Genomic DNA, 14,074 nt, shown 5'->3' with positions numbered 1-14,074 from the left:
GATACTTTAAACCTAAAGTATTTTCCCGGCAAGCGGAAAACAGCAGATTCAGTCAGCGCCGTCGTGCTGGTGCAGCAAACGCGCCTGCTGCGACACGCTGCGCGCCAGCGCGGCCAGAGCCGTTTGCATCTGGTCGCCGTCGAGCACCGAGGCCTGCAGCAGGGCCATCATTCCCGCCTCCGCCCCATGCAAGCCCAGGGTACGACAACCGAGGTGCAACCGTTCCAGCTGCTGGCGCGCCTGGGCCGGTTCGCCGCGCGCCAGCAAGGCGTCGACCTGTTCGCTGGCGGCGACTATCTGCCCCTGGAAGCCCGTCAGATACGCCAGCAGACGTTCGCTGTCGATGCCAAGACGCTGCAAAGTGTCGCGCGGCGCCTCGGCCGGCAAGGCCGAGACGTCGAAGCAGGCGTCGATATGCTGGCGCACCTGCTCCGGCTGAAAGGGCTTGACGATGTAGCCGGCAGCACCAGCCTGCACGGCGTCACGCACCGTGTCCTGGTCATTGGCCGACGATACCAGCACCAGCGGCATGGCATCGAGCGCGCTGTCGGAGCGGATTTTCTGCAGCAGCTCCATGCCGGACAGGCGCGGCATGCGCAAATCGCAGAAGCACAGCGAGGGGCGCAAGCCACCTTCGAGCTGCTCCCACGCGGCCGCGCCATCTTCGGCTTCCACAATATCGTGCACACCGCAGCTGTCGATCAGATGCATCAATACCATGCGCGACACGACATCATCGTCAACCACCAGTACTTTCATTGCTTTCTCCATTGGCGGCAGCGTCAGGGTGCCTGGCCGTATTTTACCCAGTTTCGCCGCGCGCTCGATGGCCAGCATTGCCTATTTTACATTTTATTGCCCGGCACGGCTATTTGCGCCAACAGTGCGCGCAATTGCGGCAAATGCAGGGCCACCTGCACCCAGCGCCCGCCGTCCGCCGCTTCTTCCATTTCCGTGCACAGCATGTGCAGCTGCGTTTCATCGAGATAGGCGGCGCTGCCCTTCAAACCGTGCAGCAGGCGCCCGGCATTGTCCTGGTCCTGCGCCGCCAGGGCGGCGTCAAGTTCACGCAGGCGTCCCTCCAGGTCGGCGACGAAGGCGACGCGGATGCGCCGTTGCAGTTCGCCGCTGCGGATGGACTGGGAAGGCGCCGGGATGGGCACTGCCGGCGCGATGCCGAACAGGGCATCGAGTTCGGCCTGCCCCCGCGCAGCGCCGCGCGGCGCGTCCGACGGCATGCGCGGCAACATGAAACCGCGCTGCAGCTGGCGCTCGATGGCGCGCGCCAGCAAGCCATGCAGCGCCGCCTCGTCCACCGGCTTGCTGAGGAAATCATCCATGCCGACGCCCAGATAGCGGCTGCGGTCTTCTTCGCTGGCATTCGCCGTCAGGGCCACGATCATCAGTTCCTGGTCGCGCACGGGCTGGTCGGGCCAGCCGCCCACGCGGATCAATCGCGTCGCCGTAGCGCCATCCATCTCCGGCATGCGCCCGTCCATCAAAATCAGGTCATAGCGCGTATGCACGCAGGCCGCCACCGCCAGTACGCCGTTGGCGACCACGTCGACACGGTGGCCCAGTTCTTCGAGCATGACGCGGATGATGATCTGGTTGGTGGGGAAGTCTTCCGCGCACAGCACGCGCAACTGGTGGCTGTGCGGCGCCAGCGCCACCTGCGGCACCAGCGGCGGTGCCACGCCATCGGCCAGCGGCAAGGTGAAGGCAAAGGTGCTGCCCTGCCCCGGCGTGCTGGCCACCTCGATCTCGCCATCCATCAGCTCGACCAGCTGGCGGCAGATCGCCAGACCCAGTCCCGTGCCGCCGTAGCGCCGCGTGGTGCTGGCGTCGGCCTGCTCGAACTTCTGGAACAGGCGCGCCATGGCATCCGCATCGATGCCGATGCCGCTGTCGCTGACGGTAAAGCGGATCAGGTTGACACGGCGTCCGCCGCTGCCGCTGGCCACGCCGGCCCGTTCGACACATACGCTGACGCCGCCGCGCTGGGTGAACTTGAAGGCATTGCCGACCAGGTTGACCAGCACCTGGCGCAAGCGGGTCGGATCGCCCACCACGAAGGGCGGCAGGTCGGGCGCGAAATCGATGGAGAAACCGATGCTGCGCGCGGCCGCCTGCTCCTCGAACAGACTGACGACCGTCTCGATCGCCGCACCGAGCGCGAAGTCGATGTTCTCTATACTCAGCTTGCCCGCCTCGATCTTGGAAAAATCGAGCAAGTCATTGATGATCACCAGCAGCGACTGAGCATTGGCCTGGCCGCGCAGGATCTGCTCGCGCGTGGCGTCGTGCAGCTGCTCGTCGCGCAGGGCAAAGCCCAGCATGCCGATCACGCCGGCCAGCGGCGTGCGCATCTCGTGGCTCATGTTGGCCAAGAATTCCGACTTCTGGCGCGTCGCGTCTTCGGCCTTGCGCTTGGCCTGGCGCAGGCTTTCCTCGTTTTTCGTCAGGCTGCTGTTGACTTGCGCCAGCTTTTCCGACTGGGCCAGCACTTCGATTTCCTTGCTCTGCAACTCGGCCGTGCGTTCGCTGACCTGCTTTTCCAGTTCAATCTGTTGATGCCGCAGCGCGCGTACGCGCTGGCGGTACGCGCCGTAAATGGCGCCCAGCAGCAGCGCCGCCATCAGGGTGCGGAACCACCAGGTTTTCCAGAACGGGGGCAGGATCGTGATGGCAAGCGTGGCGCCGCTCTCGTTCCACACGCCATCCTTGTTGGCCGCCTTGACGCGAAACACGTAGTTGCCCGCATCAAGGTTGGTGTAGGTGGCAAAGCGCCGCCCCGCATCCGTCATGACCCAGTCCTGGTCGAAGCCTTCGAGCCGGTAGGCGAACATATTGCGCTGGGGCGCGGCGAAATGCAGGGCCGCAAATTCCAGCGAAAAGACGCTTTCGCGGCTGGTCAGCACCAGCTGGCGCGTATGGTCGATGGCTGTCCTGAGCACGTGCGCGAACTCGCCACGGCCGATGGCCACTGGCTTGTTGAAGATCTGCAGTTCCGTGATGGCCACCAGCGGCGGCACGCGGTTGTCGTGGATATCTTGCGGCACAAACGCCGTCATGCCGTTAAAGCCGCCGAAATACATGGTCCCATCGGCCGCGCGCAGGGCGGCGCCATCGAAGTACGAGCCTTCCACCGTGCCGTCAGCGCTGTCGTAATTGCGAAACAGGCCACTGCGCATGTCGAGCCGCGTGATGCCGCTATTCGTGCTCAGCCACAGCTGCTCGTTGTCGTCGCCGAGGATGCTGGCGACGGCATCGTCGGCCATGCCATCCTTGCGCAGGAAACGACGGAAGCGGATCTCGCCCTTGGCGTCGACGTCCATGCGGTTCAAGCCATTGGCCGTGCCCACCCACAGCACGCCGCGCTTGTCTTCGTGCAGGAAATGCACTTCGTCGTGGCTCAGGCTATGCGGGTTTTGCGGATCATGGCGGAAATGGCGGAAGTGGCCGCTGGCGCGGTCCAGCAAGTCCAGGCCGTGGAAGGAGCCTATCCACAAGCGCCCCTTGCCGTCTTCCAGCACGGGTCGCACCATGTTGTCGGACAGGCTGTTCGGGTTGGCCGGGTCATGGCGGTAGGTGGTAAAGCGACGGCTGACGGGGTCGAAGCGGTGTACGCCGCCCCGCGTCGAGACCCACAGCATGCCGCTGCGGTCGCTCACGACATTGCGGATGGTATCGCTGTTCGGGTCGCCGGCTGCAAAGCGCATGGTGAAGAAGCGCCCGAGTGCCGGATCGAAGCGGTGCAAGCCCGTCGATCCGCCCACCCACAGGGTGCCGTCCGGCGCCTTGTACAGGGTGGTGACCTGCTCGTCGCGCGACATGCCGGGCGAACTGCGCAGATCGAACAGGCGCGAGCTGCCGTCGCGCGTGTCATACAGTTTCAAGCCGCCCTTGGTGGCCAGCCACAGTTTGCCATTGCCCGCATCGGCCACGGCGCGCACTTTTTTGTCCGCCAGCGCACCCACGTCGCCGGGCGCGCGCGCCATGCGCGAAAAGCCGCCGCTGCCCAGGTCCACCCGGCTCACGCCGTTGTACCAGGAACCGACCCAGAAGGTGCCGGTGCGGTCGCGGTACAGCGACGACAGCTGGTTGTCGGCGACGCTGAATTTGTCGCTCGCCTGGTGGCGGTACTGCAGGAAGGTGTCGCTACCGGGCAGCCAGCGGAACAGGCCATCGGCATTGCTGCCCAGCCAGACGGTGGCGTCGATATCCTGGTACAGGCTGGCGACACGGATGGCGGAAAAGCCCTGTTTTTCATTCAGGCGCAGGCGCGACTTCGGTACCTGGCCGGCGCCGCCCAAACGCCAGCGCTCGGCGCCGGCCATGGTGCCGATCCACAGATTCTGCTGGCGGTCCACCAGCAGCGACTGGATCACGTTGTACTTCGAGCCGGGCTCCGTGTCGACGGCGAAATGCTCGAAACGCTCGCTACCCGGCGCCAGCATGTCCAGTCCCGTTACCGTGCCGATCCACAGGCGCTGCTGCGCGTCCAGCGCCAGCGCCTTGATTTCATTGTCGCCCAGACTGTGCGGGTTGCCCTCTTCATGGTGCCAGGTGCGGAAGTGGCCCGTGGCGGGGTCGAAATGCTGCAAACCGTCCGAGGTGGCGATCCAGAAGCCGCGAGCACCATCGTCGAGAATGGCGTGGATATGCCGGTTGCCGTTACCGCGCTTGCTCTTTTCGGCCGGGACGTAATGGATGAAGGTCTGGCTGGCGGCATCGAAGCGGTCCAGGCCATTATCGGTACCGACCCACAACTGGCCCTGGTTATCGACATGCAGCTCGCCGACCCAGTTGTCGGCCAGGCTGGTCTTGTCGCCCTCGATATTCTTGTAGACGACCATGCGGTAGCCATCGTAGCGGCTCAGGCCAGACTGGCTGCCGAACCACATATAGCCCTGCCGGTCCTGAGCGATGGCCAGCACCGATTCCTGCGCCAGGCCCTGATCAACGCTGAGCTGGTCGAAACGCAGGGTGGGCGCAGGCGCAGGCGCCGCCGCCGCCCATCCACTTAATAGTAGACTGAATAACAACACCACATCGCAAACACGTCGAAATACCAGCACAATCGTCCTGTCAAAAAAAACGCGAAAAGCCCGCACACCGCTCCAAGGGCCGTCTCAGGAACCAAAGAACGCCAGGACATCATCCTTGCGGGCTTGCGTATCGCGCTGTCCAAGACGGATCAACTCATTAGTATACGTCGATTCGAACAATAAATACGATGCCAGCGCCGCACCGCGCGCTTCGGCCGCGCCGATGCCCGACAACATGGTGCGGATGGGACGCGGCAAACTGCCGATATGCCGGCTGGCGATGGCGTCGAGCCGCTCGGACGGCGCGATGACCAGCAATTCCACCGGCCGCAAGGCCGTCTTGCCCAGCAACTCGGGCGGCAGCATCGACAGGGTCAGATTGATGCGGTTCAGGCGTTCGATGTCGACGGCCAAACCATCGAGGAAGATCGACGACAGCGCGTGGCCGGCGATCTGCGCCAGGCTCGGGTAGCGCGCCGCTTCGGACGCGGCGGGCGCCGGTTCCGTCATGCGTCCCGCCCCCACCACCAGCACCTTGTTCGCCCCCAGGTGAATGGCCGGAGAAATCGGCGCCAGCTGGCGCATCGATCCGTCGCCGCAGTACTCGCGCTGGCCACCTATATACAGGGGCACGGCGGGAAAAATAAAAGGAATGGCGGCCGAGGCGAGCAAGTGTTCCACGCCGATCTGGTCTTGCAAGGCCAGGCGCTGCGTGCGTACCCAGGGCGCGATTTCGGCCCCCGTCTGGTAAAACGTCATGTGGCGGCTGCCCGAATACGACGACGCCGTCACAGCCAGCGCATGCAGCAGGCCATCGGCCAGGGCCGCGTCCAGGCGCGGCAGGTCAAGCATGCGGTGCAGCAGGCTGACCAGCGGCGTATTGTCGAGCAGGGAATTGGGCGGCGAGGCATGCCACTGGCGCAGCAGCCAGCCGAACGACAGCAAGGACAGCCAGCGCGCGCCCGAGCGGATCACACCCAGCGAATCGGCGCGATACACTTGTTCGACCTGGATGTGCTGCCACACGTCGAGCAGCTTTTGCACGCCTTCGCCGAAGTTATCCGCGCGGCAGGCCAGCGCCGTGGCGTTGATGGCGCCGGCCGAAGTGCCGCAGATGATGTCGAACGGGTTGCGCGCCGGCGCCCAGCCCGCCTCCCACAGTATCGCCGAAATCGCCTGCAGCACGCCCACCTGGTAGGCGGCACGGGCGCCTCCTCCCGTGAGTATCAAGCCTGTTTTATTTTGCATTCCCATGCCGGCAGATTAGCAGGGTCTTGATACTTTGTGGAAATTTCAGTCGCCACGCACCATGCCCTCTCTTCTCGGATCGGCCCCGCCAAACCAGAAATCCTTGCCGTGCGCATTCAGGCGCATGATGCCCTGCAAGCCGGAATTTTGTTCGATCACGCGCACCTCATGGCCCATGGCTTGCAACGCCTCGACTTGCGCGGCAGGCGCGCGGCCCTTTTCCAGCTCCGTCGGGCCGTTGCGGCTGCCGAAGTTCGGCAGGCTGATCGCCTGCTGCACGTTCAAGCCCCAGTCCATGGTGCCGACCAGCACCTTGGCGACATAATTGATGATGGACGAGCCACCGGGCGAGCCCGTCGCCAGCACCAGCTTGTGCGTGCCCTTTTCAAACACGAGAGTGGGCGACATGGCGCTGCGCGGACGCTTGCCCGCTTCGACCCGGTTGGCAATCGGGCCATCCGCATCGCGCGAATCGAACGAAAAATCCGTCAGCTGGTTATTCAGCAAAAAGCCGTCGACCATCTGGCGCGAGCCAAACGCGTCTTCCACGCTGGTGGTCATGGACAGGCCGCCGCCGAAGGCGTCCACGGCCACCAGGTGCGAGGTCGACGGGCGCTGCAAGGCGTTGTCCATGCCCCACGCCACCTGCATGCCGGGCGGCGTGCCGGGCAAGGCGCGGCCCATGGATTTCTCGCCGATCAAGGAGGCGCGCTGCGCCAGGTAGGTTTTATCGAGCATCGAGGCGATGCCGTTGCCGGGCAGCGGCACGAAGTCCGTGTCAGCCACGTAGCGGTTGCGATCCGCGTAGGCCAGGCGCCCCGCTTCCGAGAACAGGTGGATCGCTTGTGCATCGAGCACGCCGTCGACAGGCGCATGGGGCCGGATGTCCTTCACTTCCAGCATGCCCAGCATCTGCGCGATGGCGATGCCGCCCGACGATGGCGGCGGCATGCCGCACACGGTCCAGGCCTTGTAATCGCTGCAGACGGGTTCACGCACCTTGGCCCGGTAGCCGGCGATGTCGGTCGCCGTCAGCTTGCCCGGATTGGTCGGGTGCGACGCCACCTTGGCGGCGATATCGCGCGCGATGCGGCCCTGATAAAAGGCGTCGGCACCGCCACGGGCGATCTCGCGCAGGGTGCGCGCCAGCTGCGGGTTTTTCAGCACGTGGCCGACGGGCCAGGCCTTGCCGTCCCGGTCATAGAAATACGCGGCGGCGACAGGGTCGCGCTTCAGGGCCTGGTCCCAGTTCAACAGGCCGTTGAGGCGCTGGCTGACGGGAAAGCCGCCGTGCGCCAGCTTGATGGCGGGACCGAACAGGGTCGCCCAAGGCAGCTTGCCATGCTCCTTGTGCGCCAGTTCCAGCATGCGCAGCACGCCCGGCGCGCCCACGGAACGCCCGCCCACCACGCCCGTGGCGCGCGAGACAGGGCTGCCGTCGGCATTCTGGAACAGGTGTTCATCGGCGGCGGCAGGCGCCGTTTCGCGTCCGTCGAACGCTTGCACGCCCTTGGCCGTGGAGTACAGCAAAAAGGCGCCGCCGCCGATGCCCGACGATTGCGGTTCGACCAGAGTGAGCACCAGTTGCGTGGCGATGGCCGCGTCGATGGCGCTGCCGCCCTTTTTCAGCATCTGGTAGCCGGCATCGGCAGCCAGCGGATTGGCGGCGGCGACCATGAATTTCTGCGCCGCCCAGCCCGATTTTTCCGCATACGCGGTGGCGATTTCCGGCGCCTTTTGCGGCACTTCGGCAAAGCAAGGATAGGCAGCCAGAGCTCCCAGCAAGGTCAGGCTCAGCGCCAGCGGCTTCAATGTGATCATGGATTCTCCAATAAAAAAAGGGCGCACAGCCGAGCAAGGCTGTACGCCCCATACGGGGGTATCCTACATCAAATCACGCCAGGCTTATTTCGGTTGCATGCGGATCGCGCCGTCCAAACGAATCGTCTCGCCATTGAGCATGACGTTTTCCACGATGGCTTTCACCAGTTGCGCGTATTCGCCGGGCTTGCCCAGGCGTGACGGGAACGGCACCATCTTGCCCAGCGCATCCTGCACTTCGGCCGGCATGCCCAGCAACATCGGCGTTTCGAAAATGCCGGGCGCCACCGTCATGACGCGGATGCCGTTGCGCGACAGGTCGCGCGCCATCGGCAGGGTCAGTCCCACCACGGCCGCCTTCGACGAGGCGTAGGCCGCCTGGCCGATCTGGCCATCGTAGGCCGCCACGGAAGCCGTGTTGATGATGATGCCGCGCTCGCCCTCAGCGGTGGCATCCTGCTTGGCCATGGCGTCGGCCGCCAGACGGCACATATTGAAGGTGCCGACCAGGTTGATGTTGACGACTTTCTGGAACAGCGCCAGCGGATGCGGGCCATCCTTGCCCACGGTTTTCACGGCCGGCGCCACGCCGGCGCAGTTGACCAAGCCGCGCAAGGTACCCAGCTTGCTTGCCGCTGCCACCACGGCCAGGCCGTCTTCTTCCGAGGTGACGTCGCACTGCACGAACACGCCGTTCAATTCCGCGGCCAGCGCCTGGCCCGCCTGCGTCTGCACGTCGGCCAGCACGACCTTGCCGCCCGCCGCCGTCAGCATGCGCGCCGTGGCCGCGCCCAGGCCCGATGCGCCGCCCGTGATGATGAATACATTGTCCTGAATCTGCATGAAATCTCCTGAGTATCCTGAGTAATAGGGGCCGTGTTCCCGGCGCCTGATGGTTGATGCACGATGCCATCATTACGCGCTATTACGTTTACGTAAACGTAATGTCGGCGACAATTGTAGCCATTTTTGCGCTCACCGAGCGAAAACTTGCAGCGCTGGCGGATGGCAGGGCTAAAAACACTGCATGAAAGCGCCGTTGCGGTGGCAGATGCGTCCATTCGCATCGAGCGTGGCATTGCCCGTGCCGTTGTAGCGCGCGCCGGCCGCATCGCGGCAACCGCCCGTGTCGCATGCACCGATGGGCTGCGGCACGCGCGGCATCGGCATGGCCGGGCTGGGCGGCAGGGGTGCCATGGGCACGACGGGAGGTGCAGGCTGCGCCGGCATGCGACCTATCACCTGCGCCACGGAACGGCGCGGCTGCATGGGCGGTGCCGGGCGGCATGGTTCCACCGCCAGCTTGCCGCTGTCGCGCGGGTCGAGCCGGCAGACGGGCAAAGGCTCAGTCAAGGGCTCGGCGGGCGCCGCCTGCTCCTGCGACCAGGCATGGCCGCCAGCGAGCAGCATGGCGCAGGCCAGCGCCGGTATGGTTCTTATCATCGTCTTCATGCCACCTCCCCAAGCATCGATCATACCGCTTTCGTGATAGACACACGCTGCGCCAGACGCCAGCGCACTTTGCAACGGTGTTTTATTTCCTCTCAGTACTTTCCTTCTTGCCAGCATGGCATTACAATAAGAACGATTCCCATTCTCATTCACGGAATGGGCGAGCAGTTTATTATCTTTTCATTCATTTATACCCGAGCCACCCGGAAGGCAGCCAGGAAATAACAACATCCGGAAAGTCCACCATGACCAAGCGTAGCACCGCCTTCGTAGTCCCCGCCGCCACTCCCGCCCGCGCCATCCATTCCACTGCCCTGCTCCTGCCCTGCCTGCTGTCGCTGGCCGTCAGCAGCGCCTGGGCCGAAGGCAATGTGGCCGCCGATCCCGGCATGAACACGGTGGTCGTCACCGCGTCGGGCACGGCCATCGATATCAAGGATGCGCCAGCCAGTATCAGCATCATCACGCGCGAGGAAATCGAACGCCAGCCCGTGTATGACTTGAATACCCTGCTGCGCCGCATCCCCGGCGTGACGGGTGGCACCAGCCCCACGGGCGAGGAATCGAAGATCAAGCTGCGCGGCTTGCCCGACAAATACACCCTGATTCTGGTCGATGGCAAGCGCATGGGCAGCTCGGCCGACACGGCTTACCGTCCCGACCTGGGGCGCCAGGACTTGAACTGGATCTCGCCCGAGATGATCGAGCGCATCGAAGTAGTGCGCGGACCCATGTCCTCGCTGTACGGCTCGGACGCCATGGGCGGCGTGATCAATATCATCACGCGCAAGGTGCCGGGCAAGTGGAACGGTTCGGCCACGGCCAACTACACGCAGCCGCAGGACAGCGGCCGTGGCACGGCGCACCAGCTGGGCGTGAACCTGGCAGGCCCCCTGTCGGACACGGTGGGCATGCGCCTGGGCGTGGCGCAATCGAAGCAAAATCCCGATGAGCGCAGCAGCGGCAAGGCGGGCGGCATTGGCGGCGAGCGCAACCAGACCGTTACCGGTCAGTTGAACTGGGCACTGAACAACAAGCACAGCCTGTCGCTGGACGCCAGCTATGGTCGCCAGGAAGCGAGCGATTCACCCACGGTCGACGCAAAAGGCAGGCCACTGTTCAGTGCCTGGGGCGCCAGCAAGCTGATACGCAAGAGCGCCAGCCTCGGCTATGAAGGCCGCTATGACTTCGGCAAGGCCAAGGTCAACCTTTACCACAACGATTATGACAACCAGTTCATCGGCACGGTGGCCAAGTCCAAGGACAGCACGCTGGACGCGACCCTGGAAAAACGCCTGGGTTGGGGCATCGAGCAATTGCTGGTGATGGGCGGCCAATGGAAACACCAGGAATTGACGAATACGGACACCATCGGCACCGTGCCCACCGATTACCTGGGCAATCCGGTGAGCGGTGCGACCCTGTCCGGCACCACCTCGGCCCTGTTTGCGGAAGATCAGCTGTTCCTGCGCGAGGACTTGACGGCCACGGCTGGCCTGCGCCTGGATCACCATAGCAAATTCGGCAACCATTACAGCCCGCGCCTGTACCTGGTGTACCACCCTGCCCCCGCCTGGACCATCAAGGGCGGCGTCTCGCAAGGCTTCCGCGCCCCCAGCCTGAAGGAAAATGCACCGGGCGCCGCCACCCAGTCGGGCGGCAACGGCTGCAACGGCTTGCGCCCGATGGGCTACATCACGGGCGGCTGCTACATGGCCGGCAATGCGGACTTGAAGCCGGAAACGAGTACCGCGGCCGAATTCGGCGTGGCGTACGAACACAACGGCTGGGATGCTGGGCTGACGTATTTCCACACGGATTTCAAGAACAAGATCGACTATACGCCGCTGGGCTTCTTCCAGGGAGAATGGTGGACCAAGATGACGAATATCCAGAAGGCGCGCACCAGCGGGCTGGAAGGCACCCTGAGCATCCCGCTGACGAAACATGTGAATTGGCGCAACAACCTGACCTATATGGCGGAAGCGAAGAACCTGACGACCGGCGTCAACCTGCTGTCGACGCCGAAAGTGTCGCTGTATTCGGCGCTGGGCTGGCAAGTCAACGACCAGCTGTTCGGCGAAGTATCGGCCCAGTACACGGGCAAGGAACTGGACGCCGAAGCGCGCTCCTCGACGCGCCGCAAGCCCAACAAGGCCTACACCATCGTCGATGCCATCGTATCTTACAAGATCACGCCAAACTGGACCGTGCGTGGCGGCGTGGAAAACCTGTTCAAGAAGGGACCTGCCAACGACGGTCTGGTCAGCTATTACGTGCCAGGACGCCGTATGTTCGTCGGCCTGACGTCGCGCTTCTGATGCAGCACCGCCCTGCGGCATGTGCCGCGGGGCTGCAGGGAGTGCCCGGCCTTACTGGGCCGGCAAGCTTTGCACCGGTGTCGCCGGCGCCAGGATGGGCGGCACAGGTGCGTGGATGGGCGCTGGCGCCTTGACGGCCAGCCAGCCTGTGGCTGGCAACAGCGGCACCAGCAGCAGGGCCACGATATTGATGATCTTGATCAAGGGGTTCACGGCAGGTCCCGCAGTGTCCTTGTACGGGTCGCCCACCGTGTCGCCCGTAACGGCCGCCTTGTGCGCGTCCGAACCCTTGCCGCCGAAGTGGCCATCCTCGATGTATTTCTTCGCATTGTCCCAGGCGCCGCCACCCGTGGTCATGGAGATGGCCACGAACAGGCCCGTGACGATGGTTCCCATCAGCAAGCCCCCCAGCGCCGCTGGTCCCAGCAGCATGCCCACGACGATGGGCACCACCACCGGCAGCAAGGACGGCACGATCATTTCACGGATGGCCGACGCCGTCAGCATGTCGACGGCCTTGTCGTATTCGGGCCGCGCCGTGCCTTCCATGATGCCCTTGATGTCGCGGAACTGGCGGCGCACTTCCACCACCACGGCGCCCGCCGCGCGGCCCACGGCTTCCATCGCCATGGCGCCGAACAGGTAGGGAATCAGGCCACCGATGAACAGGCCGACGATGACCATGGGGTTCGACAAATCAAAGGTGATGTGCTGGCCCACGGATTCGAGCGCATGCGTGTAGTCGGCAAACAGCACCAGCGCGGCCAGCCCGGCCGAGCCGATGGCATAGCCCTTGGTGACGGCCTTGGTCGTGTTGCCCACAGCGTCGAGCGGATCGGTGATGGCGCGCACGGAGTCGGGCAAGTCCGACATTTCCGCGATGCCGCCCGCGTTATCCGTGATGGGACCATACGCGTCGAGCGCGACGATGATGCCCGCCATCGACAGCATGGCCGTAGCGGCAATGGCGATGCCGTACAGGCCCGCCAGTTGATACGAGACCAGGATGGCGACGCAGACGGCCAGCACCGGATACGCCGTGGACTTCATCGACACGCCCAGGCCGGCGATGATGTTGGTGCCGTGGCCCGTCGTCGACGCTTCGGCGATGTGGCGCACGGGCTTGAAATCCGTGCCCGTGTAGTACTCGGTGATGTAGACCATCAGGCCCGTGAGGACGATGCCGACGACGGTAGCGCCCAGCATCTTGTAGCGCATGGCGTCATCGGGCCACAGCAGCCACGTCACCACGGCAAAGCCCACCAGCGACAGACCGGCCGCCCACCACAGGCCCGTGTACAGGGCCGACATGATCTTCGCGCCCGGCTTGGTCTTCACCATCGAGCAGCCGACGATGGAGGCGAGGATGGAAACGGCGCCCAGCAGCAGCGGATAGATGATGGCCGTGCTACTGGCTTCGGCCATCAGCAGCGCGCCCAGCAGCATGGTGGCGATCAGGGTCACGACATAGGTTTCGAACAGGTCGGCCGCCATGCCGGCGCAATCGCCCACGTTGTCGCCCACGTTGTCGGCGATGACGGCAGGATTGCGCGGATCGTCCTCGGGGATGCCCGCCTCGACCTTGCCCACCAGGTCCGCGCCCACGTCGGCACCCTTGGTGAAGATGCCGCCACCCAGCCGCGCGAAGATGGAAATGAGCGAGGCGCCGAAGGCCAGGCCAATCAATGGCTTGATCAGGTCATGCTGCGTGAGGCCGGGCGCGCCCGTCGTCACCAGCAGCCAGTAGAACAGCGTCACGCCCAGCAGGCCCAGGCCGACGACCAGCATACCGGTGATCGCCCCGCCCTTGAAGGCCACGCTCAAAGCCTGGTTGATGCCCAGGGTGGCCGCCTGCGCCGTGCGCACATTGGCCCGCACCGAGACATTCATGCCAATGAAGCCACAGGCGCCCGACAGCACGGCGCCGATCAGGAAACCCAGCGCCGTATACAGGCCCAGCAGCGCATAGATGGCGATCAATAACACCATGCCGACGATGGCGATGGTGCGGTACTGGCGCGCCAGATAGGCGGCCGCGCCCTGCTGGATGGCCAGGGCGATTTCCTGCATGCGCGCGTTACCGGGATCCTGCCTCAGGATCCAGTTGCGCGACACCAAACCGTAAATGACTGCGACCACGCCGCAGGCTACCGCAAACCACAAACTGGCTGCCATATCGTC

General features: G+C 64.5%; 8 protein-coding genes. 1 reads left to right on the top strand and 7 read right to left on the bottom strand.

The window, feature by feature from the left end:
- Positions 1–48 precede the first annotated feature (48 nt).
- From ACQ4WS_RS04375 to ACQ4WS_RS04350, 6 genes are all read right to left on the bottom strand, one after another.
- Positions 49–759, bottom strand: coding sequence for a response regulator (locus tag ACQ4WS_RS04375; protein WP_436473978.1), 711 nt, complete (start codon positions 757–759; stop codon positions 49–51).
- Positions 760–845: 86 nt separating this feature from the next.
- Positions 846–5,051: a hybrid sensor histidine kinase/response regulator gene (locus ACQ4WS_RS04370; protein WP_436473976.1), complete on the bottom strand. Its 4,206-nt coding sequence runs from the start codon at positions 5,049–5,051 to the stop codon at positions 846–848.
- Positions 5,052–5,135: 84 nt separating this feature from the next.
- Positions 5,136–6,305: a patatin-like phospholipase family protein gene (locus tag ACQ4WS_RS04365; RefSeq protein WP_436473974.1), complete on the bottom strand. Its 1,170-nt coding sequence runs from the start codon at positions 6,303–6,305 to the stop codon at positions 5,136–5,138.
- A gap of 39 nt (positions 6,306–6,344) precedes the next feature.
- Positions 6,345–8,120 (bottom strand): gamma-glutamyltransferase, encoded by a 1,776-nt coding sequence (gene ggt / locus ACQ4WS_RS04360; RefSeq protein WP_436473972.1) that lies wholly within the window; start codon positions 8,118–8,120, stop codon positions 6,345–6,347.
- Positions 8,121–8,204: 84 nt separating this feature from the next.
- Entirely contained in the window at positions 8,205–8,963 is a 759-nt protein-coding gene (locus tag ACQ4WS_RS04355) for a 3-hydroxyacyl-CoA dehydrogenase (protein ID WP_436473970.1), read from the bottom strand.
- Positions 8,964–9,134: 171 nt separating this feature from the next.
- Positions 9,135–9,572 (bottom strand): hypothetical protein, encoded by a 438-nt coding sequence (locus ACQ4WS_RS04350; RefSeq protein WP_436473969.1) that lies wholly within the window; start codon positions 9,570–9,572, stop codon positions 9,135–9,137.
- Positions 9,573–9,817: 245 nt separating this feature from the next.
- Here ACQ4WS_RS04350 and ACQ4WS_RS04345 point away from each other — a divergent pair, with 245 nt between their 5' ends.
- Positions 9,818–11,893 carry a TonB-dependent receptor domain-containing protein gene (locus tag ACQ4WS_RS04345; RefSeq protein WP_436473967.1) on the top strand — a complete coding sequence of 692 codons (2,076 nt, stop codon included), beginning with the start codon at positions 9,818–9,820 and terminating at the stop codon, positions 11,891–11,893.
- Positions 11,894–11,944: 51 nt separating this feature from the next.
- Here the strand turns inward: ACQ4WS_RS04345 and ACQ4WS_RS04340 are convergent, their stop codons facing one another.
- Positions 11,945–14,068 carry a sodium-translocating pyrophosphatase gene (locus tag ACQ4WS_RS04340; protein ID WP_436473965.1) on the bottom strand — a complete coding sequence of 708 codons (2,124 nt, stop codon included), beginning with the start codon at positions 14,066–14,068 and terminating at the stop codon, positions 11,945–11,947.
- Between the last annotated feature and the right edge of the window lie 6 nt (positions 14,069–14,074).

Origin of the sequence: Janthinobacterium leeuwenhoeki (assembly GCF_051380795.1) — a bacterium.
Lineage (GTDB): Bacteria > Pseudomonadota > Gammaproteobacteria > Burkholderiales > Burkholderiaceae_D > Janthinobacterium.
Note: the sequence above shows the minus strand (reverse complement) of the source record. Positions and strands in the feature narration are given on the sequence as shown.